Annotated in this window: 23 protein-coding genes and 2 pseudogenes; 17 read left to right on the top strand and 8 right to left on the bottom strand. The window is 68.3% G+C overall.

The features are described 5' to 3' along the window. The first annotated feature begins 778 nt into the window (after positions 1-778). The 4 genes and pseudogenes from ACYVK7_RS19875 (at position 779) to ACYVK7_RS19860 (ending at position 4,220) form a co-directional block, all read left to right on the top strand. Positions 779-1,267 (top strand): hypothetical protein, encoded by a 489-nt coding sequence (locus ACYVK7_RS19875; protein ID WP_460889442.1) that lies wholly within the window; start codon positions 779-781, stop codon positions 1,265-1,267. 88 nt (positions 1,268-1,355) lie between these two features. Further along, positions 1,356-1,718: a thioredoxin gene (trxA, locus tag ACYVK7_RS19870; RefSeq protein WP_460889441.1), complete on the top strand. Its 363-nt coding sequence runs from the start codon at positions 1,356-1,358 to the stop codon at positions 1,716-1,718. A 380-nt stretch (positions 1,719-2,098) separates the two neighbouring features. Beyond that, positions 2,099-3,123 (top strand): annotated as a pseudogene (locus ACYVK7_RS19865) (cytochrome ubiquinol oxidase subunit I). After that, positions 3,120-4,220, top strand: coding sequence for a cytochrome d ubiquinol oxidase subunit II (locus ACYVK7_RS19860; protein WP_460889440.1), 1,101 nt, complete (start codon positions 3,120-3,122; stop codon positions 4,218-4,220). The pseudogene ACYVK7_RS19865 and the gene ACYVK7_RS19860 overlap by 4 nt, the downstream one beginning before the upstream one ends. Positions 4,221-4,561: 341 nt before the next feature. Here ACYVK7_RS19860 and ACYVK7_RS19855 read toward each other — a convergent pair whose 3' ends face one another. From ACYVK7_RS19855 to ACYVK7_RS19840, 4 genes and pseudogenes are all read right to left on the bottom strand, one after another. Beyond that, complete coding sequence (locus tag ACYVK7_RS19855) at positions 4,562-5,431, bottom strand: sulfite exporter TauE/SafE family protein (RefSeq protein ID WP_460889439.1); 870 nt, start codon at positions 5,429-5,431, stop codon at positions 4,562-4,564. Positions 5,432-5,446: 15 nt separating this feature from the next. Continuing rightward, complete coding sequence (locus ACYVK7_RS19850) at positions 5,447-6,055, bottom strand: rhodanese-like domain-containing protein (protein ID WP_460889438.1); 609 nt, start codon at positions 6,053-6,055, stop codon at positions 5,447-5,449. Positions 6,056-6,093: 38 nt separating this feature from the next. Then, positions 6,094-7,503 (bottom strand): MBL fold metallo-hydrolase, encoded by a 1,410-nt coding sequence (locus ACYVK7_RS19845; RefSeq protein ID WP_460889437.1) that lies wholly within the window; start codon positions 7,501-7,503, stop codon positions 6,094-6,096. 445 nt (positions 7,504-7,948) lie between these two features. Next, a pseudogene (locus ACYVK7_RS19840) lies at positions 7,949-8,589 on the bottom strand (cytochrome c oxidase assembly protein). Positions 8,590-9,310: 721 nt separating this feature from the next. Between ACYVK7_RS19840 and ACYVK7_RS19835 the strand changes: the two are divergent. The 3 genes from ACYVK7_RS19835 (at position 9,311) to ACYVK7_RS19825 (ending at position 10,719) form a co-directional block, all read left to right on the top strand. Then, the gene (locus ACYVK7_RS19835) at positions 9,311-9,670 is read left to right on the top strand and encodes a rhodanese-like domain-containing protein (protein ID WP_460889436.1); all 360 of its coding nucleotides are present in this window, start codon (positions 9,311-9,313) and stop codon (positions 9,668-9,670) included. 330 nt (positions 9,671-10,000) lie between these two features. Beyond that, the gene (locus ACYVK7_RS19830) at positions 10,001-10,396 is read left to right on the top strand and encodes a DUF302 domain-containing protein (protein WP_460889435.1); all 396 of its coding nucleotides are present in this window, start codon (positions 10,001-10,003) and stop codon (positions 10,394-10,396) included. Positions 10,397-10,446: 50 nt separating this feature from the next. Further along, complete coding sequence (locus ACYVK7_RS19825) at positions 10,447-10,719, top strand: metal-sensitive transcriptional regulator (RefSeq protein ID WP_460889434.1); 273 nt, start codon at positions 10,447-10,449, stop codon at positions 10,717-10,719. 148 nt (positions 10,720-10,867) lie between these two features. On the opposite strand, the gene ACYVK7_RS19820 is transcribed toward ACYVK7_RS19825, so the two are convergent. From ACYVK7_RS19820 to ACYVK7_RS19810, 3 genes are all read right to left on the bottom strand, one after another. Then, a complete protein-coding gene (locus ACYVK7_RS19820; RefSeq protein ID WP_460889433.1) occupies positions 10,868-12,229 on the bottom strand; it encodes a hypothetical protein in 1,362 nt (453 codons plus the stop codon). 397 nt (positions 12,230-12,626) lie between these two features. Continuing rightward, on the bottom strand, positions 12,627-12,953 hold the full coding sequence (locus ACYVK7_RS19815) for a helix-turn-helix domain-containing protein (RefSeq protein WP_460889432.1): 327 nt from the start codon (positions 12,951-12,953) through the stop codon (positions 12,627-12,629). A gap of 2 nt (positions 12,954-12,955) precedes the next feature. Next, entirely contained in the window at positions 12,956-14,035 is a 1,080-nt protein-coding gene (locus ACYVK7_RS19810) for a tyrosine-type recombinase/integrase (RefSeq protein ID WP_460889431.1), read from the bottom strand. Between the two features lie 428 nt (positions 14,036-14,463). Between ACYVK7_RS19810 and ACYVK7_RS19805 the strand changes: the two genes are divergently transcribed. Continuing rightward, positions 14,464-14,943, top strand: a complete 480-nt coding sequence (locus tag ACYVK7_RS19805; protein ID WP_460889430.1) for a PASTA domain-containing protein — start codon at positions 14,464-14,466, stop codon at positions 14,941-14,943. Between the two features lie 162 nt (positions 14,944-15,105). On the opposite strand, the gene ACYVK7_RS19800 is transcribed toward ACYVK7_RS19805, so the two are convergent. After that, entirely contained in the window at positions 15,106-15,408 is a 303-nt protein-coding gene (locus tag ACYVK7_RS19800) for a hypothetical protein (RefSeq protein ID WP_460889429.1), read from the bottom strand. Between the two features lie 173 nt (positions 15,409-15,581). Between ACYVK7_RS19800 and ACYVK7_RS19795 the strand changes: the two genes are divergently transcribed. From ACYVK7_RS19795 to ACYVK7_RS19755, 9 genes are all read left to right on the top strand, one after another. Beyond that, positions 15,582-16,721 (top strand): ArdC-like ssDNA-binding domain-containing protein, encoded by a 1,140-nt coding sequence (locus ACYVK7_RS19795; RefSeq protein WP_460889428.1) that lies wholly within the window; start codon positions 15,582-15,584, stop codon positions 16,719-16,721. Further along, on the top strand, positions 16,718-17,386 hold the full coding sequence (locus tag ACYVK7_RS19790; RefSeq protein WP_460889427.1) for a hypothetical protein: 669 nt from the start codon (positions 16,718-16,720) through the stop codon (positions 17,384-17,386). The genes ACYVK7_RS19795 and ACYVK7_RS19790 overlap by 4 nt, the downstream gene beginning before the upstream one ends. Before the next feature lies 1 nt (position 17,387). Continuing rightward, a complete protein-coding gene (locus ACYVK7_RS19785) occupies positions 17,388-19,169 on the top strand; it encodes a type IV secretory system conjugative DNA transfer family protein (RefSeq protein ID WP_460889426.1) in 1,782 nt (593 codons plus the stop codon). Positions 19,170-19,197: 28 nt separating this feature from the next. Then, entirely contained in the window at positions 19,198-19,704 is a 507-nt protein-coding gene (locus tag ACYVK7_RS19780) for a hypothetical protein (RefSeq protein ID WP_460889425.1), read from the top strand. 106 nt (positions 19,705-19,810) lie between these two features. After that, complete coding sequence (locus ACYVK7_RS19775) at positions 19,811-20,308, top strand: single-stranded DNA-binding protein (RefSeq protein ID WP_460889424.1); 498 nt, start codon at positions 19,811-19,813, stop codon at positions 20,306-20,308. Positions 20,309-20,322: 14 nt separating this feature from the next. Continuing rightward, positions 20,323-21,096: a hypothetical protein gene (locus tag ACYVK7_RS19770; protein ID WP_460889423.1), complete on the top strand. Its 774-nt coding sequence runs from the start codon at positions 20,323-20,325 to the stop codon at positions 21,094-21,096. Then, positions 21,096-22,241: a hypothetical protein gene (locus ACYVK7_RS19765; protein ID WP_460889422.1), complete on the top strand. Its 1,146-nt coding sequence runs from the start codon at positions 21,096-21,098 to the stop codon at positions 22,239-22,241. Before ACYVK7_RS19770 ends, ACYVK7_RS19765 begins: the two co-directional genes overlap by 1 nt. A 128-nt stretch (positions 22,242-22,369) precedes the next feature. Then, positions 22,370-23,452, top strand: coding sequence for a hypothetical protein (locus ACYVK7_RS19760; RefSeq protein ID WP_460889421.1), 1,083 nt, complete (start codon positions 22,370-22,372; stop codon positions 23,450-23,452). Positions 23,453-24,165: 713 nt separating this feature from the next. Further along, positions 24,166-24,528 carry a tetratricopeptide repeat protein gene (locus ACYVK7_RS19755; RefSeq protein ID WP_460889420.1) on the top strand — a complete coding sequence of 121 codons (363 nt, stop codon included), beginning with the start codon at positions 24,166-24,168 and terminating at the stop codon, positions 24,526-24,528. Positions 24,529-24,709: the final 181 nt, after the last annotated feature.

The following is a 24,709-nucleotide window of genomic DNA, read 5'->3' as shown; positions in this document are numbered from 1 at the left end:
GAGAGCCGATCTGGCTACGGCCCGGATGCGGACCGACGCCGCAATGTGCGGTCGCAAGGTTGCGACAATGACAGGCCCGAACCGGAGCCGCGACCGGCCAGGGTCGACGTGTCCCGCCAGCCGCCGTGTGCCGGGACGGGCACCGCCACGTTTCTCCGCGGCCAGGATCGCGTACCGGACCCACAGCTGATAGACAAGATGCGCAGCACCAGGAGCGTGGAACCGCGCCCCACTCCATCGAGCGGAGGGCCTTCACAGGCCTGCCGGTGGTGACAGACTCCGGCCAGATCGGCGAACGCCGTGGTGGACAGCCCCGGGGTTAGTGACAGTCGGGGCAATCGGCCCAGCCTGGGGCGAGAGCGCCTACCGCGATACCAGGGGCCTGCCTGGACCTGTCCGATCTGGCCCACCATGGCTCGCGCAGCGCCCCGAGCGCCCACCTCCCGCATATACCCCTGGGGGTATAGTGATGCCTGGAAGGGAGCCTGAGACGAGTGCACTACGCCAAGCACCGCCCTCTTCGCGAGCCGGCGCAGCGAGGAATACGCCGCCCGACACGGGCGTCGGTCCGGCACGCCCGGCCCGGCCGATACCCCAGTGGCGCCCCCTGTTGCATCCGGTGGAACGCTTTCGCGCACCGTCGGCCGCATTCGCGGAGACATGGGCCCGCAGCCTCGCCGCCTGAACGAGCGCTTCGACAGACCAGCTACGGCGCCGTGCGGTTGCTTGAACTTGTCTCGTGCCCCACACCGACCCCCAACCTTCGCGAAGGACTGCCATGCCCACCGAGCCCACCATGCCCACCGATAGCCCCCGGTTGGACTCCACGCCGGACGTGAGGTCTATCCGCGACGACCGTGCCGATCGAGCGTTGCCACATTTCTCCATGCCTGCCGCCGGCGCCCGTTGGCCGCGGCGCCGCATCGCGACTGCGACGCTGCTGGCACCGGCGCTGTTCGCCGGACTCGTGGCCGTCGGTGGCGGTTGGCCGCCTGCACCGGCCCCGGCCTGGGTGACACTCGTCGCGCTCACTGCGGCGGGTAGCGCAGCCACGCTTTCCACCTTCCTGGCAGCATCCGGTGCTGGCTGGCGCGTCGACCTCGGCTGCGCACCGTGCGCCGCGATGCCCGCTCTGAGCGTTCTGGCTGCGTCCTGGCTGCTATCGACAGCCCCGCACCAGTGGTCGATGGCGCTGACCGCGGCAGTCGTGGTCGGGCTCGGCCTCGCGATACGTCTGGTCCAGGCTGGGGCTTCCTGCTCCACCTGATACGTCAGGCGACAGGCAGCGGCGGGAATACGCTAGCTTTGACCGCGTTGTATACCCCGGAGGGTATTTTCTACGAACAGGAGACGACATGGCTACCGTGAACCTGACTGCTGAGACGTTCGCTGACACGATCCACAAGGACGGCATCGTGCTGGTCGACTGGTGGGCCGCGTGGTGCGGCCCGTGTCGGATGTTCGCCCCGGTCTTCGAGCAGGCGTCTACGCAGCACAAGGACATCGCCTTCGCCAAGGTGGATACCGAGGCCGAGCAGCAGCTCGCTGCCCAAGCGGCCATCAGCTCGATCCCCACGCTGATGGCATTCCGTGACGGCATTCTGGTGTTCTCCCAGCCTGGCTCCCTGCCTGCCCCAGCTCTCGAACAGGTCATCACCGCGGTGCGGGGCCTGGATATGGACAAGGTCCGCACCGAGCTCGCCACCCAACAGTCATAGGTGGCCCCATGACGTACGGCATCTCAGTGGCCGTCGTGCTCATTCGGCCCCGGCGGATGCCGCGTCCTGACCAGGAGTTCGGGCGTGTGGTCTCAGACCGGGCAGCCCAGGTGTAACCCAGCCGCGGCCCTATCGGTCCCCGAGCGCCCGGGCCGACGCTGGGCCAACCGGATCGCCCGTATCGACTTGCCCAGGTGGGTGACCTTCTTCGACATACGGTCGCAAGATCACACAGGACCTCCTGATCGCAGCGGCTGCGGATCCGGCCGGCCTGCTGCCCGCCCGCCCTCAGATGGCGTTCACGTTCGGGTGGCACATCATCCTGGCGTCGTTCGGCGTGGCCTTCCCGGCGATGATCTTCGTGGCCACTGGCGGGGCCGGTGCGCACGAACGCCGTCGCGCTGGCCCTGACGCCACGATGGGCCAAGGTGTCCGCCGTGCTGTTCGCGATCGGCGCGGTATCGGGCACGGTGCTCAGCTTCGAGATGGGGCTGTTGTGGCCGGGGCTGATGGGCACGTTCGGCGACGTCCTCGGACTGCCGTTCGCTCTGGAGGGGCTGTCGTTCTTCGTCGAGGCCATCTTCCTGGGCATCTACCTCTATGGCTGGGGCCGCTTCACGATCGCGGGCGTCTACGCCGTCGGCATGCTGCGCGGACGCCGCGATGCCCACCACCGTCTCTGGTTCCTCATACCGTTCTCCTTCGCCAGCGTGGCGGCGATCGTCCAGCCGGTCATCGGGCACCTGCTCGGCGGCGGCCTCGGCGACCGGCAGCCGGCCAAGCTCGCCGCGTTCGAGCTCGCCACGACCACGGAGAGCCCCTCACCGCTGCGCATCGGCGGTCTGCTGATCGACGGCGAAGTGCACTGCGCCCTCGACGTCCCGGTCCTCGGCTCGCTCATCGCGCAAATTCCTTCACCGCGCCCGTTCGCGGACTGGACACCATCTCGCTGCCGGACCAGCCCACGGTGAACATCACCCACTGGGCGTTCGAGACGATGATCGGGATCGGCACGCTGCTCACCCTCGCCCTCGTCGGCTACTGGGCGCTTCGCTGGTGGCGCAAGCACGACCTCCTGGAGCACAGCTGGTTCCTCAGGTTCTGCGCCGTGACCGGGTCCCTGGCCGTCATCGCCGTGGAGGCAGGCTGGATCGCGACCGAGGTAGGCCGCCAGCCACGGGTGGTTTACGACGTCATGCGCACCACCGAGGCAGCCGGAAATCACTCCGGCCTGTGGTGGCTGCTGGCCACCACCGTGGTGGTCTACACCACCATGACCGTCGGCGCGGCGCTCGTGCTGGGGTCCATGGCCGGCCGCTGGCGGCAAGGCCAGCAGGACCTCCCCAGCCCCTACGGGCCACAGTCCAGACTCCACGACGAGGACCCCGCGAGGGACACGCCGTGACCGTCGAGCTCGCGGTCGCGATGGCCATGTTCGTCGGCCTGGTGGCCTACGCCGTCTTCGGAGGCGCGGACTTCGGCTCCGGCTTCTACGAACGCACCGCGGGCGGCGACGCCCGCGGTGCGGAGCTGCGCACAGAGATCGACCACAGCATCGGCCCGGTGTGGGAGGCCAACCACGTCTGGCTGATCTACGTGCTCGTCATGTGGTGGACGGCTTCCCGACCGCCTTCGCCGCCGCGATGTCCAACCCTGATCCTGCCATTGCTGCTTGCAATGCTCGGCATCGTGCTGCGCGGCGCGCGCTTCGCGTTCCGCAAGTACTCCCCGACGCTCTCGCAGGCGCGTCTCTACGGCGCCCTGTTCGCCGGCTCGTCGCTCATCGCCCCGTTCTTCCTGGGCACCGTTGCCGGCGCGATCGCCTCAGGACGTGTCCCGGCCGACGGCCAGGGCGACCGCTGGTCGACCTGGCTGAACCCGACCTCACTCCTGGTCGGGGCGATCACGGTCGCCTGCTGCACGTTCCTCGCCGGCACGTTCCTGACCGCCGACGCGACCCGCGCCGGCCACGACGCGCTCTCCGCTCGGCTGCGTCGTCGCACCCTGCTGGTGGGGGCGGTCTCGGGTGTTCTGGTGCTCGGCTCACTGCCGCCCATCATCCAGGACGCGACCACGTTGGCCGAGTGCCTGACCGGTCGGGCAGCGCCCCTGATCGTCACCTCGGTGCTCGGCGGAATCGTGGCGCTGGCGCTCCTGCTCCGTCGCCGGCCTGCCGCCGCACAGGTCATCGCCGTCGTCGCGGTCGCCTCCGTCATCATCGGATGGGGCGCCGCCCAGTACCCCTGGCTGCTCGTCGACCAGGTCACCATCGCCGACGCGGCGGGAGCCCCCGCCACCCTCCGGGCGCTCCTGCTCGTTGCCGCGCTCGCCGGGATCATCGTTATCCCGCCCCTGGTCTACCTGTTCCGGCTCACCCAGACCGAGGAATGGGCTCACCACCAGGAGCAAAACTGGCCTCGGTTGCTGATCACCAGCCGCCCGGGGGCCGGGCCACTCCGCGCGCGGATTGCTATCGGCGATCACCTTGAGCCCGGATGGTGAGGCGACGTACGGACCGCTCACCGACACGACTCGTCCCGTGGTGGTTCCACCACAGAGGACTTGCGACAGCCTCCTCAGCATCCTTGCGCGGGCGCCCCGGTGGGACAAGCCTGGGCCCCGCGGTCGACTGGATCGATGTAGCCCTCACCGAACGGTTTCCGACACCCCAACTACCGAGCGCCTGCGAGCGAACCACGAGGCATGTACAGCGCAAACCGCCGTGTCCCACGCCCCGACGGACTGCAGAACCGGGGTACCCGATGCGGTGACAGGCTGGCCGTTCGGTGAGGCGCTCGTCGCAGTCAGGGATCGGCTCCAGTCCTGGACACATCCCAGCACGATCAGCTCGCGCCAGGCTGCGCGACCCAGGGGCAGCGGACCCGGGTGAGCCGGCACGTGATTCCGACAGCAGCCACCACCACGGCGACCGCCACCACGACCAGAGCGGCCGCTCCAGGCAGTTCTTGGACCAGCACCACCACGGCCATGACGAGCACGAAGTAGCCGAAGCCTCGTCGCAGCGTTTCTTCGGACACTCGGGTCGTGAGACGGGCTCCGAGCAGGGAGCCAGCGACCGCGGCTGCGGTGACAGCGGCTACGAGTGCCCAGTCCAGTGACACCGTCGTGAGCCGTCCCGCAAGCCCTGCGAACGAGTTCATGGTGATCACCAGCAGGGACGTCCCCACGGCCGCAGGCATGGGCAGACCTGCGAGCAGGGCGAGCGCTGGAACGACGAGAAAGCCGCCCCCCGCACCTACCAGACCGGTCACCAGACCGACACCGAGCCCGAACAGGACGATCCGCACCCACGGGCGCGCGCTGGCGTGGACAGCGCGAGACGTGCTGGCGCGGCGACCGCGGATCATGGCGCCTGCCGTGGCGACCATCATGACCGCGAAGGCGATCATCAGGACCGTGCCGGGGATGTGCCCGCCGACCAGACCGCCCGCGAAGGCGCCGGCTGTTCCGGCAGTCCCGAAGATCAGACCGGTCCGCCACTGCACGTTTCCACGCCGGGCGTGGGCGAGCATGCTTGAGATCGATGTCACGCCGACCACCAGGAGGGAAGATGCGATCGCCTCCTTGGGCGGGAAACCGGCCACGTAGGTGAGCAGCGGGACGGTGAGGATGGAGCCACCTCCCCCGAGCAGTCCGAGGGATATGCCCACCGCCACCGCGAGCACCAGCACGGTGATCATGGTGATGTACATGGTCGTCCCGTCTGCTCAGGCGGTCTGTGCCACGACGGCCTGGGGCGTGACTGGGATGAAACGGATGGACCTCTCGTAGGTCGGGCTGACCGACGTGCGGTTCCACGGCATCCTGGACAGCACCGCGGCCATGACACAAGAGTTCGACAGGGCAGAGTAGGTCAGTCCAGCTCCGATCGCACCGGTGAGGTACCCAAGGCGGGGATGGATCAGCGTGCTTCCGAGAAACCCGACCAGGACGAGCGACCCAGCGACCATCCGAACCTGGCGGTCCATGGCCCAGCGCTGCGCGCCGCGCACCACAGGGCCGCCTGCGGACTCGAACGCGGTGATCCCGCCGGCGAGCACCTCGCCGCTGGGCAGCCCAACCGACGACAGCCGGACTTGCGCCTGCCCGGCGCGGACTCCGGACTGGCAGACCAGTACCACGCGGCCGCCGAGCCGATCGGCCAGATCGTGGGTGTGCTCGGACAGCAGCGGCAGTGGGACGTTGTACGAGCCGTGAATGTGGACCGATTCGAACTCTGCGGGTGTCCGGACATCGATGATGGTCAGCGCGTCGTCAACCAGGCGCTGTTTCAGCTCGTCGGGCTCGATGGTCGTGACGGTGGCGGTGGCGGCCATGTGTGAAGGAGTGCCTTTCGTCGGTGGGATGGGACGTGTCACGCGGAGGTGGCGACGGACTGGGACTGCTTCCAGGTGCTCCAGCCGGCGTAGCTGCCCTCGAGCTCGACGACGTCGTAGCCGGCCCGGCGCAGAGCACTGGCGGTCACGGAGTTGCGCACCCCGGACTGGCAGTAGGTCGCGATCGTGCCGCCATCAGGCAGCTGGTCCAGGTGCCACAGCACCCGGCCGCCGCTGAGCTGCTCCGAACCCGGAATGTGGCCCGCGGTGTGCTCGGTCCTGTTGCGGACATCGAGCAGCATCGCGACATCGACGCTCTCAAGCTCGGCCGGAGGGACGACGGCTGGAACCGTGGTCGGCAGGCCGTCGAGATCGGTCGTGTAGCCGGCCACGTGGTCGACACCTACGCGGACCAGGTGATCACGCATCGCCTGGGCGAACCCCTGATCCGGGGCCAGCAGCACTAGCGGACGGGTCTCGGTCTCCGGGTCGTAGACCCAGGCACCATAGCTGGCCGCCTTCGCAAGTCCGGGAACGTTGAGACTGCGGACGACAGTCCCTGCGTGCACGGCGTGCTGGTCGCGGGTGTCGACGAAAATCACCTCGTCCGCCTCGAGGCGGCGTGCAAGGTCGTCGTTCGCCATCTGGACCATCGGGGGCAGCGAGCCAAGCAGCTGAGGCCCGTCCCTGTTCTCCCGCTTCATCCGCCCGAAGTATGCATGCGCGTCAGGCTGCCCATCAAGCAGCTCATCGACGAAGCCCTGCTCATCGCCGTCGCGCAGGTACGTCGCCCACCAGGCGTTGAGCCGCTCATAGCCGACCGTGGTGGACGGCAGCGCACCCAGAGCCTTGCCGCAGGCGCTCCCGGAACCATGCGCGGGAAAGACCTGAATGTGGTCGTCGAGGCTGAGGAACTCGTCGCGCAGCGAGGCGAAGAGCTGGCGGGCGCCCTCGAACCGGGTGTCGGCACCGCCAGCGGCCTCGTCGAGCAGGTCCGGGCGGCCGAGGTCGCCGGCGAAGACGAAGTCGCCGGTGAGCGCGTACCCAGGCGCGCTGCTGAAGGCGCCGTCGGTCACGAGTAGTACGAGGTGCTCGGGAGTGTGCCCGGGGGTGTGGCGCGCCTCGACAGTGATGTTCCCGATCGTGATCGTGTCACCGTGGCGAAGACGATTCGCCTCAAACCCGTACTGCCAGCCCTGACCACCCTCACCCGAGACATAGATCTGGGCACCGGTAGTGGCAGCGAGCTCCCGCGTGCCGGACAAGTAGTCGGCATGGATGTGGGTCTCGGTGGCCGCCACGATGCGCATACCGTGCCGCCGGGCGAGTTCGAGGTACTCGGCGACGTCGCGCCGGGCATCGACAACGAGTGCCTCACCCGTGGCCTGGCAACCGATGAAATAGCTCGCCTGAGCGAGGTCCTCGTCGTATATCCGTTCGAGCAGCATGTGTCTCTCCTTGAGGTCGTTCCATGAGGCGTTACAACAGTCTCACCGATACCCCCTGGGGTATGCAAGTCGGGCGTGTACGGGCGTGCATCAGATTTGCGCAGAGAGCAACTCATGCCACGCGGACGGCATCACGACGCGGGGCAGCTCAGCAGCGGGAAACACCCGCCAGAGAGGCTCGATGCCGACCGCGCTCGAGCGGCGTCGGGCCGGCAGGCCGCTCGAATCAGAGGCTGCCACCGCTGACCGTCAGAGGACCAGCACGGACGCTCAGGTCGTCGGTCGTTCGCCGCCGGCAGGGTTGGCGGCACCACTCGGTTCCCACCGCCGGTTCAGCGGCGGGAAGATCCCTCGGCCTGCGGTCGGTTGAGAACCGGCACGGATCTAGCATCCGATGACATCTACAGGCGGGCGTGTTTGCCGCCTGGCAGGTCCAGCGTTGCCATCAGCACGATGCCACGATGCCACGATGTCCGCGACGGCCGTTCGTGCGGAGAACTGACTCAGACAGCCTCCCGCGCAAAGCCCGCGGAGACCTACACGGGGGAACTTGACACCCGTTCGCCGTCCGGTGAGGCGGTATCACTGTGCGCATAACAGCGAGATGAGCACGAAGTCGACCAGGTCGCCCCCGTAGAACATCAGCTGCGCGCCTGTGTGTGTCCGTTGGGGTGGCGCCCGGCGATGGGTAGGCGTAGAGCAGCTTCGCCAGCACACCGTGCGCGGCCAGAGATACCACCAGCACGATCGGGCGCAGGACGAACCCGGTGCGATGCGGAGACGGGTCGACCGGCACCAAGGCGACGGTGTACAGGTAGCCGGCGAGCAGGAAGTGCACCCTCACCAGCACGTGCACCAGCATCCCCTGCTGCATAAGCCCATACAGGGGGCTGCGGTAGAGCGCACACAGGCCACCCACGTTCAACAGCGGCGCACGACCGGATTGGTCAGTGCTTGCCGGCCGGGCCGTGCACCGCCCGGCTCAGCGCCCGCGCCGGCTTCACGTTTTGTGACCCGCAGCGCAAGCATGACGGGAGCGTCCAGCACCAGCGGCGCCACCATTCCCACCAGCAGGTGCTCCCCCATGTGTGCCGCGAAACTGCCGTGGGCAGCCGTCGCGAGGGGCCGACGAATACCGGCGCAGCGGCCATCACGCCGAGACCCACACCAGGGGGCGGTGCCACGGCCAGGTGTGTCCGTGTCGGATGTCGCTGGCCACTGCGGCCAGGTAGACATCGGTGGCTAGCAGGAACGGCACGAGGAGGACCCACTACCCACTGGCCTCGCTCGCGCTACCGCCGTGCAGGTGCTCGTCGACACCGATCAGCACGGGCGCTCCGCACTCTCGACCCAGAGACCATCCGTTGCTCCGATGGCAGCCACTCGCCATCGGCAAGCCCGTGGCCCACCGCACCCGCCTCCTGCGCGAGCACAGTCCAGCCCCCTCACGACGCACCTGCGCACCCGCGGCGCACGCCGACCGACACGACAGGCAGGAACCACCAGGCTCAACTTGCACCTAATACCCCCTGGGGTATAGTAGGCTCATGTCCAGCGCGTCAAGGATCGAACATGACCATGCCGCGGCGCACCGTCGTGGCGATTGATGTCGCTGGCGGCACGGGCGCGGTTGGCTACATCCGCCGCACAGACAAGAGCGTGGGGATCGCCGTCCTTGAGTAGTCCGAGCACGTACCGCGCGTTCTGATACACGCGCGGCTCGGATGCGCACAACCTGTCCGACTACCGACTCAGCCTGCGCGCCACCCGCTTCGGCCCCACACCGCACCATCGAAGGAGCCCACCCGTGAGCCTGCTCGACACCCTGCGTCGCATCCTCGGGCGCACCGACGACGAAACCCTGCCCTCGACGGTCAACGGACCCACCGCCGTCCAGCTCGTTCGCGACGGGGCGAGCCTCCTGGACGTGCGCGAGCGCGCCGAGTGGAACCAGGGCCACGCACCCCAGGCCGTGCACGTCCCGCTCTCGAACACCTCACAGGCACCGCGCCGCCTCGACCAGGACAAACCCGTCGTGGTGATGTGCGCCTCCGGGGTCCGCTCCCGCAGCGCAGCCAAGAAGCTGCGCACCCTCGGCATGCAGGCCACAAGCCTCTCCGGCGGCATCGGCGCCTGGCAGGCCGCCGGCGGCTCCGTGCGCCGCTGACCCACCCCCCGCCCGCAAGACCCGTAAGGAGAGCCACCATGTGTAGCCCCGCCCGTTGCAGCACCTGCGGCAAGGTCACCTGGACCGGCTGCGGCATGCACGTCGACGCCGTCATGGCCGACGTGCCCAAGGACCAGCAGTGCACCTGCCCGTGAGGAGCACCACGAACCACCACCCCTGACCACACCCGGCGATACTGCTAAAGACACCCATACGCTGTCCGTCGACCTGCGGAGCGTCCCGCCACCGGTCACACGGTGTGTCCGTCCCGTGCTCGACTGTGGACCCCACCGGCCGGTGACCCGGCCGGCCTGATACAAGGAGACAACAATGACCTACGCAATCAGCACCACCGTCGACAACTCCTTCGACGCAACCGTCGATGCAGTCCGCGCCGCCCTCGCCGAGCAGGGCTTCGGCATCCTGACCGAGTTCGACCTCGCCGCGACCCTCAAGAAGAAGCTCGACGTGGACGTTCCCCGCCAGGTCGTCCTGGGCGCCTGCAACCCGCCCCTGGCCCACGCCGCCCTCCAGGTCGAGGACAGCATCGGGCTGCTCCTGCCGTGCAACGTCGTCGTCCGCGAGGGCACCAGTAACACGATCGTCGTGGAGGCGCTCGACCCCGCCGTCATGGTCGAGGTCACCACCAACGACGCGCTCCGGGCCGTTGCCGACGACGCCGGCACCCGCCTGCGAACGGCTCTTTCCACGCTTCGCAGCGCCTGAACCACCAGCTGCGCTCACCGACGGTGAGCCAACACCGAAGGGAGGACCTGGTGGAACTCGATCCCCAGGAGATGATCAAGGTCAGCAATCGCCTCAAAAGGGCACAAGGTCAACTCACCGCCGTCATCCGCATGCTCGACGCAGGCGAGGACTGCGAGGACGTCGTCACGCAACTGGCCGCTGTCTCACGAGCGCTCGACCGGGCGGGCTTCGCAATCATCGCGTCCGGCATGAAGCAATGCCTGACCGAGCCGACGACACCCAGCGGGGAACCTGCGCTCGATGTCGCGAAGCTCGAGAAGCTGTTCCTGTCCCTCGCCTGACCAGCTCCGCTCTACACAGCGCAAGCTGCCCGCAGGACGCCATTGCGAAGGCTCTGAACTCTGCTCGACCGCTCTGGTGGATGCGTGGCGGCGACTGCCGCGCTCGGACGTCTCCCGCCACTCGAACCCGACGAGCCGCCCGACAGATTCAGCGGGACTCCGGTTCGTGCCCGTGGTTCAGTGGCGCGATCGGCGAGGCCTGCGTGACGCAATAGCGGCTGGCGCCCTCCACGCTCATCCCGAACAGGTCGCACAGCCGGCGCACGTCCCCGCCGCTGGCGTGCGCCTCAGTCAGGATGCGGTCCTCCCGAAGAGCTTGCGGACGAAGGGTGGTCCTGTTCCACGGGAACTGCGTGCCCGGGTGGACCAGGCGCGGTGCGCTGCGTTGGGTGACGAACAGGTACGGGTTGATCGTGCTCGGCCACGTCTTCGCACGGTGGTCGAGCCAAGCACGTAGCCGGGGTCGGACCAGGTCGGCCAGGGGGATGCTGCGGTCGCCGACCTGGAGGCGACCGTCGGCGATGTCGGTCAGCTGGACGCGTCGGACCTGGAGGTTGGTCAGGGCATGGAAGACCACCAGCGCCACCGCCAGTGCCACGGCCGGGTCGGACGAAGTCAGCGCGGCACGGACCGCCGCGGTGTCCAGCGGCAGCGGTGTGCTGCCTCCGGTGCCAGGGTTGGCCAGGGTGCGGGCGGGGTTCTGGAACGTGACCTTGCGGGACTTGAGGATCGAGAAGAGCGATCGCATGCCGGTCACTGTCGTGGCGCGTCGGTGTCCAAAGGCTGGCAGGGCATCGGTGACCATCCCGGGGGTGACGGCGGCCAGGGAGGTGGTGCCCTGGTCGGCCCAGTCGGTGAGGATCGGTGTGAGTGCGTGGATCTGCTGGCGGATGTTGACCGGGGCTCGACGACGGCGGCGGGGAGCGGTGCTCGACCCGTCGATCATGACGCTCAACCAGGTCTCAAGCTGGCCGCGCATGGGCTGGGGCAGGTGTCGGGTCTTGGTGGTGAAGTAGGTCTCGATGCGTGGGATGCGGTCCTCGACCAGGAGACCGGCCGCCTCCAGGACGTCCATGGTGGAGACGATGTTGCCGTCGTAGGTCGGCAGGGTCAGCACGTCGGTGACGCGGATCCGTTCCTCGGGGCGGCTGCGGTAGGTCTGCAGCAGCCGGAGCGAGCGGACCACGTCGTTGCGCTGCCGGGTCGACCAGCCGTGCTGGGCCGCGTGCTCGCGCACGATCTGGTGGCAGTGCCGGGTCAGCTCTCCGTCCTCCCACCGGGCGCGCTCGGTCACGAGCTGCGGGTCGGGCGTCATGGTCAGCAGCGCGCCCTGGATGCCGTCGACCGGGCGGAACGGTCGGGTCGGTGCACTGGGGCGGCGCTTGGGTCGCCGTGGTGGCGGCGGTGGGCGCAGCACCTGCGTGGGCGTGGGCATGTTCGCGAGGAACATCTGCTGGCCGTGCTTGTTCGCTCCGGCCAGGTCGATGCCGTGGCCGGGTTCGTGGAGCATGCGCGCCTGCTCCAGGCACAACCGGCAGGAGCCGGCGTCCCCCACCGGCGCGGTGCGCCCGCAGTAGTCACACGTGCTGGTCGGGAAGTGGGTGGCCCACCATCGGCAGGTCCAGCACATCCAGTTGTGCTGCCGGAACACGCCCCACGCCAGGCAGCTGGTGCAGGAGGACAGAAACCTCGGCCCGCCGGGATGACACGCCTCGCACAGTCCCTGACTGAAGTACGCCGTCGAACCGCATGCCCGGCACGGCGGCGGGGTGAACGGGCCACCGGGCAGGCATGCGTAGCAGTAGTCGACCCGCGGCTTGGACCAGGCGACCTTCGCCGTCTGGCACCCGTTGCACTTAGGTGGCGGGCGCAACGGCGCGCCCGGACCCGGCCTCACCGAATCCACCTCACAGCGGCGGCTGCGAACGTGGCTTGCCGAACCGCGGGGTCACCACCGTGGCTCCCGGATGCTCCCCGCCGACCGCCTCGGCCTGGGCCGGGCGCCGTGCAGCGACCTTCTCCGGCTCCGGGATGAGCAGGTCGCCGGGCACGCACCCCAGCACCGCGCACAGCACATCGAGCTCCTCCAGCCGGATCACCGGCGGGCTGGCCGCCCACCAGGAGGACATCTTCCCGGCGCTGATCTCCAACCCGGCCTCGGCGAGCATGCGCCGCATCTGCGCAGACTTCCAGATCCCGCGCTCGGCTGCGGTCAGCCGCAGGTTCCACTTCATCCTCAGACCTCCCCGAAGCGGGCCGCGACCCGCTGATTAGCGTTCTTCCACGCCTGCTCGACGTGCTCGCTGCGCACGTGGATATAGCCCGACGTCGTCGCGAGCCACTGGTGCCCCAGCAGTTCCTGCAACGCCTTGAGGTCCATCCCGGCCCCGTACAGGGACGAAGCGCAGTAATGCCGCAGCACGTGCGGGGTCAACCGACCCGACCACGACGGCAGCCACAGCCCAGTCTGGATACCGAGCGTGCGACGCAAGGCGTTCGACCCCACCCGCCCGCACCTGCCCAGCTCGTCATCGAACCGCTCGGACGGCAGCATCGGCGCGTCTGGGTTCGACCAGTCGTCGCCGAACTGGTGGCGCACCTCGGCCAGCCACCAGTCGATGAGCTCGTCAGCGCCGTTGATTGCCGGGACCAGTCGCTGCTTCGGTCCACGGCCGCGTGACCCCTTGCCGAACCGGACGTGGAGCTTGCCCATCCCGCCAAGATCTGGGCGCCAGTCGCGGATGTCGAGCATCACCGTCTCGTTGATCCGCAGCCCCAGCCGACGCCACAACGACGCTGCGAAGTAGTCCCTGGCCGCCGGTAGATACTTCCGAGCCTCGCCGACCGACGTGCGCCACCCCGCGAACAGCTTGTCGACCTCCACCTCCGACGGCGGCACGCGCACCTTGCCCAGCGATGCCCCGGACTGCCGGTTGAACTCGTCCACCGGCTGCTCGACCACGACCCCGGTCAGCCGGTGGATCTGCCCCTGATAGCGCCCGATGACGAACTCGTAGAACCGTGCCAGGACCCCGGCCTTGCCCGCGCGTGTGGTCACGCTCAGCCCTCGCCGTCGCTGCTCGGCCAGGAACCGGTCAGCGTCCTGGCACGAGGCCGCCCACAAGGGGACGGTCAACGACCGGGCGAATTCCACCACGACCGACCGTGACGATGCCACGTGCTGATCGCTCAGTCCTGCCGCGCTCATCGCCAGCGCGTGCTGGTCCACGATCTCCTGCTCGAAGTCCTCGACATCCTGGGGATAGCGCAGCGCCTCGTCCTCGCCGCTGCCACCACGCAGCGCGACAAGGGTCACGGACCACTCGGTTCAACCAGGTCGACCATCCGTCAACCCTACGAGCAAACCGTCACTTCCGCTGACCAACGATCGAATCCACAGCTCCAGGCATACAGCGGTGGCAACTTACCGTTCGCAGCCGACCAGCACTCCGACATCCCGAACGAACCTGAGCGCCTGGAGATTGCACCTCGAAGTTGTTCCTGTCCATGGACTGGCGCTGGGCCCGCCGGGGCGCGGCACATCGATGACCTTTCCGACGAGCTATGGACTGCATCGGGACAGGCTGTGGAGACAGCTCCGGGGCGGGGTGTCCACGCAGGCGAGGCCACCGACTCGGCACAGCTGTCAGGTTGGGACGGATCGCGGGCGAGGAGGATAGTCGCTTCGACAGTTCACCCCGCACAACGGGCGAACCGTGCATGTCGGGCCAATACAGTTCTGGCATGGGTGTCTATGTCGGCGGCAGCGTGGGTCCGGTCCACGTTGGGGCGTCAGATCGGCAGATCGGTTCACTGCTCGGTTACGCGATCGCGTTCGTCCTGCTCTTTTTCGCGGTCCTGATCGCGGCCCCGATCGCCGCGCTGGTCGGCATCGTGATGATTCTCAGCCGCCGGATTCCGCAGGGCTTGGGGATCCTGGTGGTCAGTTGCCTGGTGATGTGGTTCGCCTGGCCCGCCTACGAGTTCTTCTACGAGGAGTGGATCCGCGGTGACGACATGCCGGGCATTGTGGGCTCGCCGCTGGACTCAGCACGCGACAGGCTCGATGACCGCGGGCTGACACTGGTCGTCGAGGGCGTACCTGAGAGCACCTGGAACGAGAACGACTGCACAGTCGTCTCGCAGTCGCCCGAACGACTCGAAGACCTCGAAGGGGTCACGTTCGCCACCGTCGTCGCGGACTGCACCCCTGACGAGAAGTAGATGGTCGCGGGGCTCGATCCGTACCTGGCCGCAGGGGCAGTCTCACGCCCGGCCACTTGGGTCATACGTGAGACCGACGCGGCCCCAACATCGCCGTAGACCGGCAACGCAACTGGACCAGACCGTGCTCGGAGCTGTCGATGGTCCGAGTTGTGAGCCCAGTCATCTGTCCTCCCCCCGAGTGTCTGGGCCGTTTCCACGACCGGACGAGCAGCCGTCACCGCCTCGCCGGCAGCGTGCCTCATCCTCGCCACGAGCAGCGGTGACGATCCTGTCGACGAGCGCGATCAGATCCTTGCGGACCGCTCCCGAGGCCCTGGTGAAGCGCTGCAAAGCGATCAGGAACCCCGCCACCGCGATGAGCACTACCGCGACCGCGGCAGACGCGAAAGCCCAGCCTGCGGCTGCGGGCAGCGCAGCCGCCGCAGCGACAACCGCGGCCGTGCCGAACTTGGTGACAGACATGTGAGTCGTGGCTCTCCTGGACGATCTGACGCTGACACCAAGGAAGGTGCAGAAGCACACGGTCGGGTGACCGGCCTCTCCGGAACTCGCCTCAGATCCCATATGGCCGCCACAAGCAGCCAGCGCTAGGACGTCGCACGCACCTGCATCCCAGAGACCCACTGGGAGGACCCATGCGTAAGGACGACCCGACGTCCGACGAGAAGATCGTCGACCGCAACGCGAAGCTCGACGCCCTGCACGAGACGCTCACCGGCGCCGTCGAGGCGCTCGTCAGCGGGCAGGACTGGCAGCGCGCGATGGCGTTCGCCGCGAAATTTCGCCGGTACAGCTTCGGTAACTGTCTGCTGTTGTACACGCAGAGCCTTGCCGCCTACGAGAAGGGGCTGCTGCCCGAGCCGTATCCCCGGTTCGTGGCCGGGTACCGGCAGTGGCAGCAGCTGGGGCGGAACGTGATGCGCGGCGCGCACTCGTTCCAGATCCTCGCCCCGACTACGGCACGGGTCGCAGTCGCCGACGACGGCTCGGTCCGCCGCCTGGCCAAGGGCGAGAAGCCCGAGGCGGGCGAGGCGGTCGCCAGACGGATGGTGGGCGTTCGCCCGGCTCACGTCTTTCCGGTCGATTTCACCGACGGCCCTGACCTGCCCGAGGTACCGGCGCCGCAGCTCCTGCGTGGTGAAGCGCCGCCCGGGCTGTGGGACGGGCTCGCGGCGCTGATCCGGGCAAAGGACTTCAGCCTCGACGATGTGGCGAACGCCGCGGAGATCGGTGGCGCGAACGGCGTCACGATGTGGGGCCCGGACAAGATCCTGGTCCGTGCGGACATGGAACCGCTGGCCAGGACAAAGACGCTGAGTCACGAGGTCGGCCACCTGGTCGGGCACGACCCGAACGACCCGGATGTGCCCTCCCATCGCGGGATCGCGGAGGTCGAGGCGGAGTCCGTGGCTGCGTTCGTCCTGGCGGCGCACGGCGTCGACTCGTCGGACTACACCGTCCCGTATGTGTCGACCTGGGCGTCCCGGGTCAAGGGCGTCGACCCGGTCATGGCGGTCCAGCAGACTGCGGCCCGAGTTCGGACGATCGCGTTGCAGATCCTCGACCGCCTGGACACGCAGATGGTGCCCGACGGCGATCCGCCCGGCCTGGACCGCACGCTCGATCGCAAGGGGCCCGGACGGCGCTCCGGTCCGACGACGCCTTCGCCCGCCGCCTCGGCTCACGCTGCGGTGGTAGACAACGGGCTGACCCGTCGCGCACCACACCCGGGCCGCACTGCCTTGGGGGCACTGACGGATGGGCTAGGGCGATGAATGCCCGACCGGTCGGCGTCGTGATGGACGTCGACAGCGAAGGACACGTCGCCGTGTCGGTCGATGAAGAGCCGTGGATTCCGCCTGGCCCCGGCGGGATCGCTCCGGAGGTGCGGCTGGGGCGATCGGATGTGCCGTGGGTGCTGGACCAACTCCTGACCACGAACGACGGTCCGCTGCACGTCGTCCTGCACGACGGCGGACGCATCTTCACCGACGTCGTCACCCGCGACCGGCTGGCCTATCTCGGCCCACGACCGGCGCAGTTGGCGGAGCCGTCACGACCGGACTCCACACCCACAGAGCCACCGTCAGGGACACCCACCGAGACCGGGCGCCTGTCGTCGGGCTGGTTCGAGGCCGGCGGGTACACACCGGGGGAGCAGGTCGCCGTCGCCGTGGTCATCACACGCCTGGCCGCCGATGAGCGCGGCGCCGTCGGGTTCACGCTGCCAGCCGCGTTGCGGGCAATGGTCGGCGACGTCGTCGCGATCGGTGAGGAGTCTCGCGAGATCTACGTCAACCAAGCCGACCACGAACCGCTCAGCCTCCGAGCGATCCGCGAAGCCCTCAACAGTCCGACCCGTTCCGGTCCGGCGCCGGGGTCGGACGACCTCGACCACGGCTTCCGCAGCCACGCCGACGGTCCGCAACTCGGGAGATGACATGTCCACCACGAACGCCACCCGCAGCGGCGGGGACGAGCTGACCAACCTCGCCTTGATGGCCCTGGCCGCGCTGATCACCCTGTCGGCGGTGCTGCGGATCGCGGGCAACGTCGCCGCGTTCCTCACCGGCCACGCCATGCCCGACGGCGGCGCGGCGGCCGGTTTGAAGGTCCTCACCGACCCGGCCCACCCGGGCACCGTTCTCGGCGCGGCGGGGCTGAACACGTTCGTCTACTGGTTCGCCGTCACCGTGATGATCGTTGCAGCCGTGATCGTCATCTGGTTCGTATGGCGGCTCGCGAAGGGACTGCGGACGCCGTCGGCCCACACCAACCACACAGCCGGGTTGGCGTCGTCCTCCGACCTGGCCCGCTCCGCCTCCCGCCGCGCCCTGGTGAAGCGGTCGACGACATTGCGCCCCTCGCTCGAGAAAGCGATGGCGTCCGACGTTGGCTACCTCCTCGGTCACGCCCACGGGCGTGAGCTGTGGGCGTCGGTGGAGGACTCGATGCTCGTACTCGGTCCACCCCGTTCGGGTAAGGGGCTGCACCTGGTGATCAACGCCGTCCTCGACGCGCCGGGTGCCGTCGTGACCACCTCCACCCGGCCGGACACGCTCGCTGTGACGATCGCGGCCCGCAGGACGATCGGCCCGGTCGCGGTGTTCGACCCTCAGGGCCTGGCCAACGACGTCGGCGCCGGCCTGTGCTGGTCACCGATCCGCGGCTGCGAGACCCCGCGCCGAGCCATGGTCCGCGCGGCCGGTCTCGCGAAGGAGACCGGGCTCGGCGGCAAGGGCGTAGACAACGGCGGGTTCTGGGAGAACACCACACGCGGGGCCCTGCAGGCCATGCTCCACGCCGCGGCGCTCGCCGGGCGCACCGCGAAGGACCTGTACATCTGGTCCCTGTCGCCAGCCGCCGCGGCCGACGCTGTTGCAATCCTGCGTGGCCACCCGGGCGCCGCACACGGGTGGGGCGACGGTCTGGACGGGATGATCAACGGCGACCCCCGCACGCGCGACAGCCTCTGGATGGGCGTCGGGCAAGCCCTGGCCTGTCTCGCGGACCCGTCCGTGCTCGCCGCCGTCTCGCCCGGCCCCGAAGAACGGTTCGACCCCGAGACGTTCCTGCGCGAGCGCGGGACCCTCTACCTCCTGGCCACCGGCTCCGGTGCGTCCGCGTCGTCTGCACTCGTCGCCGCGCTGATCGAAGACCTCACCGAGACGGCCCGGCGTCTCGCCGCGCGCTCATCGGGGCAGCGCCTGGACCCGCCGCTCTTGCTGGCGCTGGACGAGATCGGCAACATCACACCGCTACCGTCCCTGCGCTTTCTCATGGCTGACGGCGGTGGCACCGGCATCACCACGATCCCGGTCTTCCAGTCGTTGGCCCAGGCTCGAGACCAGTGGGGTGCGGAGTCGGCCGCGGCGATCTGGGATTCTTCGATCGTCAAGGTCGTCCTCGGCGGGACGTCGTCGGCCTCCGACCTGCGCGACCTGTCCGCACTGCTCGGCGAGAAAGACGAGATCACCGACTCCTGGACCATCGGAGCTGACGGTGCCCGCTCCGTCCAGCGGTCCTTGCGCCGCGTGCCGGTCATGCCGCCCGAGGTGATCCGCACCCTGCCATTCGGACAGGGGCTGATGCTGCTCCGGGCTGCTCCGCCGATCGTTGCAACCCTGCGGCCATGGACGAGGCGGTCGGACGCCGGCCAACTCACCACCGGGCGGGTCGCGTTCGAGGACGCACACAGCGATCACGACCGGCCGGTCTCTTGACCTGCGTCGTCCGCTCTACCCTGATGCCGTGGAGTGGACGACAGCAGGTCTACGCAGAGCTGGCTTTCTCGGCTTCGTGCCGTTCCCAGACCTTTCAACATCCAGGGTCCCGGACGAACCAGGCGTCTACGTCATCGTTCGAGAAGCAAGCGACGAACCAGAGTTCCTGGAGGTCAATCCCGCAGGCTGGTTCAAAGGACGCGACCCGTCTGTCATCCGGACGAAGCTGGACCGGAAATGGGTCACCGGAACGCCGGTCGTCTACATCGGAACGGCCACAGGCGGCACCAACGGCCGTCGCACCCTGCGGAAGCGTCTGGACGAGTACCGCCGCCACGGATCCGGCGAACCCGTTGCCCACTGGGGAGGCCGCTACATCTGGCACCTCGCCGACAGCGACCAGCTGCTCGTCTGCTGGATGGCCACGACCGCAGACCGAGCCGAAGACCTGGAGTCGGAACTCATCGCCGACTTCCGACGGCAGTACGACACCCTGCCGTTCGCGAACCTCAAGGGCGGACGCCGCGAGAGGTGAAGCTCGCGCGGTCGTGAGCCCCAGTTCTCACCAGGGGCTACGCCTGATCACGTGGACTCACAGCCAGCGCCTGACCTGGCGTTGCCTACGTACCTGAGTTCTGAGAATGCCCGTCGATCGGCGGGCGAACGGATCTCAGGAGGCAGCCATGTCGAACCCCATTCCTATGTCCACGAGCCTGGTTGGCCGTCTCGCCGGCGACCCGCGTCTGCGGCGCGCAGCTAATAACACGGCCTATGTCCGGATCCGCGTAGACGTCTTCCCACCTCGCCGTCGGTCCGAGAACAGTGACTACGTCAAATCCGACCCGGTCGCCTGCAACCTGGTCGCCTTCGCAGACATTGCGGACGTGCTGCACAACCGGTTCCGGTTCGGGGACTGGTTCATCGCGTCGGGCCGGCTGAAGGACGGCCGGTCCGCCGTGCCGTCGTTCATTGCGAGCCGGATCGGGCACGACGCCGTCAACGCCGTCTACACCGTGCGCCGCACCCGGTTGACCCGCGCCAGGAAGAAGGCCGCACGGTCCACGAGTATGCGCGACGACCAGCCGATCGTCGCGGGCCTGATCGTGCCCGAGCGTGCCTCCGCTGCGCGGACAGCGTGAGGGCGGCGAGTGTCATGAACGAGAACACCAACGGTTCCAGCGGCGACGAGTCGTACCGCGCGGAGCCGGACGGCAGGGGCCGCGAGGACTTTGACGCCACCCAGCAGGGGATCGCGTCCGACGCCGAGTCGCTTCTGGACGCCTACCTCTCGAAGGCTTTCGGGCTCCCCGGTGACGTCGCAGCCCTCACCGGCGAGGAATACGACGAGGATGGCGACGACCAGCCCGGCTCGCCGACGTCGGGCAGCGGTCCGGACGCCCCCATCCCATTGCAGCCGGTGAACCTACGGGCGCTGACCTCTTACGAGGCGGAGATCTACTGGCGGGTCCTGGACGAGTGGGTCGACTGGCTGCGCCGGGACTACGGCCTCGGAACCACGCACATCCCGCCGCTGTGGCACCGGCACGCCGTGCTGCGCTGGGAGCTCTCCGCCCTGCACGCGGCCTGGCTCGCCTCGTTTGACCCCGAGGCATCGGCGCTCGCGCCTGTCTCCTGGCACCGCGAGCTCGCCGAGTCGCTGCGGCGGCTGCACGACTGGGTCGGCCAGTCCGGTACAACGCTGACCGAGGACCGCCCGACGAAGGTCACGCTGTGGCCCGGAGATCCCAGGTTCGGCAAGGAGGAAGCCTGGAAAGACGCCGCGGAACCGATCCCGATCCTCGACCGCGCCGTCGACTTCGAGACCTGGCTCGCCGAGGACATCGCTGCCCGCCGTGCGGTCGAGGATCACATTCGGTCGTCCCTGCCCGTCCTGGGCGGACGCCCGCTGCCCCGAGGGGGAATCTGATGTTCGACGACGACGCCAAGCCGAACTTGTTCGAGCGGGCACTCGATCAGGTCTACGGTGACGACGAGCATGGCAAAGCCGCTGCTCGTGCCGATATCACTGCGATGCACGACCACAACACCACCGACGCCTCACGCGCCTACGAACTCATCGCCCGCGGAGTCTGGGCGGCGCTGCGGGACCTCGGTATCAGCGGTGGTCGGATGCTCACCATTGGGCAGGACGCCGAGACCTTCGCCGGCGTCCCGGTGTTCGAGCGACGCATGGATCCAGGTGCCCTGTCGAGGCTGGCCGCGACGATCCCCAAGCGGCCCGGGCTGCCGGGTCAGGCCCCACACCCAGGGATTCTGCTCCGCACATGGGATCGGAACGTCGATCACGACCGGTTCGACGTCGTTATAGCCGTCCCGGCCTACACCGACGTCGCGCTTCACCGGCCCGGGGTCGGCAGCGATCGCAGGATCGAGCAGATCCTGGGCATCATCGGCTGCCTGGCCAACACCGAACCCGGCGGCTACACCATCGCTCTGGTCTCCCGCGACGTGCTGGACGACTCCGACGTCGAGGGTCGTCGCCTCCTGACCGAGCTGGGCGAGCTCGTCGGAGCCCTGCGCCTGCCGTCCGGCGCGTTGCGGGAGAACCCGGGCAACGACGCCGTTGTCGACCTGCTGATCATGCGTCGCCACTTCGGCGCACCCATCCGGTCGCACACGTTCCTACCCACGTCGGTCCAGCTCGTTCGTGGCCAGGAGGTCCGGATCAACCAGTACTTCCGCGCGAACCCGAGCCACGTCTTGGGCCGACTTGATGCACGTCCCAGCGTCTGGGGCTCCTCGGAGCTGGTGGTCCACTCGACCGGGCTCGGCTTGGACCGAGATCTGACCGCGGGTCTGGCGAAGGTCACCGACCACGCCCGAGCCGCCGGGCTCACCGCGAACACCGATCACTGTCTCGACGCCGACGTGTCGATCGACAACACCCTTGCCCGCCGGGATGACATGGATGCCGTCCGGCGCCGGATCAGGAACCTCCGCGTCTCAAAGCATCAACGAGCCGAATCGGGAAAGTCGAGTCCCGATCCGCCGTCGCAGCCACCGGGACCAGGAGGTGAGGCACGTCCCGACCTTCCCGGACCTGGATTCTGAAACCGTCGCGAGAACGAGCGGCCCGTGACCTTCGCGGTCACGGGCCGCAAGCATGCACGACGTACGTCATCTGCGACGCGGAGCGCGCACCTCGTAGTCACAGGCAAGAGGACGACAAGGAGCGAGCCATGTCCACCATCAAGGTCCCATCGATCGGCCACTACGTCGCGCAGATCCCCTTCACGATCGGCCACCACCTCACCGACGACCATGTGGTCGTGGGATTCTTTGGGACCGACAAGCGGGCGATCGCGCACGGCGCGTTCCAGTGGGAAGACGGCATCGATACACGCGATGTCGTCGCCTCTTTCCGCAGGAACATGCAGGACGCCGATCCTGTCGCGCATGTGTTCGTCGTCGGGTATGGCCCCCACGGGAACGATCGCGCAGAACTCCTTGCCGAGCAGATTGAGGATGCTCTCGAGGTGGCTTCGACGCCTGTTCAGGTTCTCGACGGCACCTGGCGGTCGGTCGAGGACCCGGCTGGTCCGTGGAGCTCGGCACTCCCGATCCCCCAGGCCTCACCCGACATGGTCGGTCTGGGCATGCGCGCCCCGGCAGCGTCACGCGAGGAATTGTTCGCTTCAGTCGCGCCCCTTCCCGAACCGCTCTTCGGGCCGCTGGACCGGGCTAAGGCGAAGTATCTGACCACCGTCTCGCCTGCCACGCGCGCAGATCTTGCCGTCGCCGCGTTGGACCACATTGCTGCTGGCCGCATCGACGACCCGGCTCATCTGCAGTCGCTGGCACATCTAGTCACTACAGACGTCACCGTGCGCGATGCCGTGCTCGCGTCCGCTCTCGACGGAGATCCCCGCCATGACCGCGTCGAAGCCTTGGTCCGCACCTACCGTGCAGCGCCGGCCGAACAACGGCCCATGCTCGCGACCACTGCCGCCGCCGCGGCATTTCTCGCAGCGTGGCACCCACCTCTCGTGTGGGGAGTGCTCCAGCACGCGGACCCCGCGAGCCGGCTCACAAGCCTCATCACCGGTGCCCTCCGAGCTGGGGCAAATCCTGCCCCGATGCGCCCCGGGCTCCTTGAGGCCGTCCGTGACGGACTCCGCCAGGCCGAGGAGTCCTGGGCCGCCAGTCACGTGACCACGGACCACGCTAACCCCGCGACCAGCTCGGGCAGCCGAGTAGTCCGGCCCGCTGTCGCACCACCGCATCCGCGACCATCCACCGGCGCGGATGCCCCGGGCCTGTGAGGCTCGCGCGCCAGCGTGAGCCTGCCGCAGGGAGGGCCACCCACAGCGCCAATGTGGCGCGTGCGGTCGCTACTCGAGGCCCTGCGGGGTGCTGCGCACTACCGCCGCACTCGCAAAAGTCGGCGTTGACGGAGGTCCTCACCGCGATGTCCGTTCCGCGCCGCGGCGCCGACGCGATCGGCCCGGCTCAGGACACGGCATCTGATCGCGGGGAGCGCCATGTAGCGGTACTCCCCGTCCGGCTTTCTGGCGCACTTCGTCTACACCTCGAAGGCAGCCAGATGCGGTTCACCCGGTCGGTGCTTGACCGGCACTTATGACCTGCTCTAGCGTCCCAGCGTGGAGCTCGGCTGGCTCAACATCGTGATGTGTTGGGTAACGCTTTCGTCGCCGAACGTCAGAAGCGTCACCAAAAGGCAGAGGAAAATATGGGCTGGTTCAGTCGGGAGAGGGCGTCCAGCCCTCCTGCCTCGCGACCCCCGGGGGCAGGGCCTGCGCCCAGCGCACCTACCGTAACCCCGGCTTCGTCAGTGCCGAGGGCTACCAACTCCCCGGATCCCGACTCGCTCATTCTCGACGGAATCAAAGCTTTCCGGCGCGGCGCGAATGAGACCGCACAGTTAGCGTTCCTTCAGGCACACATCGCAGGGGACGTCCGCGGCGCTGTGCATCTGGCCCATATGCACGCGCGCCGCGGAGATATGGACCGAGCCTTGACGTTCTGGGAGCACGCAGCGGCTGAAGGGCACGTCGACTCAATGCTCCAACTCGGGCTCGAGTGTGAACGACGCGAACAGTTCGGAGCTGCCCGCGCCTGGCATGCCCAAGCCGCGGCCGCCGGCAATGAGATGGCGATGTTCCGTATGGGGATCCTTGAGTTGAATGACGGCAACCACGACGGAGCCATCTCGTGGTATCACCAGGCCGCCGAGCGTGGCGTTCGCGACGCGATGTACAACCTGGGTGTCCGGTACAACGAGCTGGGTGACCGGCAGGAAGCGCTCTGCTGGTATCACCGTGCGGCCGAGGCTGGCGATACTGACGCCGAATGGCAGATCCGGCGCCTGAGTTTGTAAGACCACTCGATAATCGGGGTTCTGGCAAAGCATTTGAGGTCTCTGGCGCGGTGACGCTTGGCTTCGGCGAGGTTCCATTCGGGGTGCGAAGGGCCGGTGGCTAGTACTACAGCCGTAGATCTGGTCGTTGACCTGGGGTGATGCCTGGACGTGGGGCGGCCACCGCCGGGATGCTTCGTTG

This window comes from Promicromonospora xylanilytica (genome assembly GCF_054782895.1).
This window is presented reverse-complemented; position numbering and strand designations above follow the sequence as displayed.

Bases quoted from the DNA above. Each gene is read 5' to 3' on its own strand.
- ACYVK7_RS19790 (WP_460889427.1), top strand. From the start codon at position 16,718: ATGAATGCCCGACCGGTCGGCGTCGTGATGGACGTCGACAGCGAAGGA.
- ACYVK7_RS19815 (WP_460889432.1), bottom strand. From the start codon at position 12,953: ATGAAGTGGAACCTGCGGCTGACCGCAGCCGAGCGCGGGATCTGGAAG.
- ACYVK7_RS19775 (WP_460889424.1), top strand. From the start codon at position 19,811: ATGCCCGTCGATCGGCGGGCGAACGGATCTCAGGAGGCAGCCATGTCG.
- ACYVK7_RS19845 (WP_460889437.1), bottom strand. From the start codon at position 7,503: ATGCTGCTCGAACGGATATACGACGAGGACCTCGCTCAGGCGAGCTAT.
- ACYVK7_RS19800 (WP_460889429.1), bottom strand. From the start codon at position 15,408: ATGTCTGTCACCAAGTTCGGCACGGCCGCGGTTGTCGCTGCGGCGGCT.
- ACYVK7_RS19830 (WP_460889435.1), top strand. From the start codon at position 10,001: ATGACCTACGCAATCAGCACCACCGTCGACAACTCCTTCGACGCAACC.
- ACYVK7_RS19855 (WP_460889439.1), bottom strand. From the start codon at position 5,431: ATGTACATCACCATGATCACCGTGCTGGTGCTCGCGGTGGCGGTGGGC.
- ACYVK7_RS19795 (WP_460889428.1), top strand. From the start codon at position 15,582: ATGCGTAAGGACGACCCGACGTCCGACGAGAAGATCGTCGACCGCAAC.
- ACYVK7_RS19850 (WP_460889438.1), bottom strand. From the start codon at position 6,055: ATGGCCGCCACCGCCACCGTCACGACCATCGAGCCCGACGAGCTGAAA.
- ACYVK7_RS19805 (WP_460889430.1), top strand. From the start codon at position 14,464: ATGGGTGTCTATGTCGGCGGCAGCGTGGGTCCGGTCCACGTTGGGGCG.
- ACYVK7_RS19820 (WP_460889433.1), bottom strand. From the start codon at position 12,229: ATGCTCCACGAACCCGGCCACGGCATCGACCTGGCCGGAGCGAACAAG.
- ACYVK7_RS19770 (WP_460889423.1), top strand. From the start codon at position 20,323: ATGAACGAGAACACCAACGGTTCCAGCGGCGACGAGTCGTACCGCGCG.
- ACYVK7_RS19760 (WP_460889421.1), top strand. From the start codon at position 22,370: ATGTCCACCATCAAGGTCCCATCGATCGGCCACTACGTCGCGCAGATC.
- trxA (WP_460889441.1), top strand. From the start codon at position 1,356: ATGGCTACCGTGAACCTGACTGCTGAGACGTTCGCTGACACGATCCAC.
- ACYVK7_RS19785 (WP_460889426.1), top strand. From the start codon at position 17,388: ATGTCCACCACGAACGCCACCCGCAGCGGCGGGGACGAGCTGACCAAC.
- ACYVK7_RS19765 (WP_460889422.1), top strand. From the start codon at position 21,096: ATGTTCGACGACGACGCCAAGCCGAACTTGTTCGAGCGGGCACTCGAT.
- ACYVK7_RS19875 (WP_460889442.1), top strand. From the start codon at position 779: ATGCCCACCGAGCCCACCATGCCCACCGATAGCCCCCGGTTGGACTCC.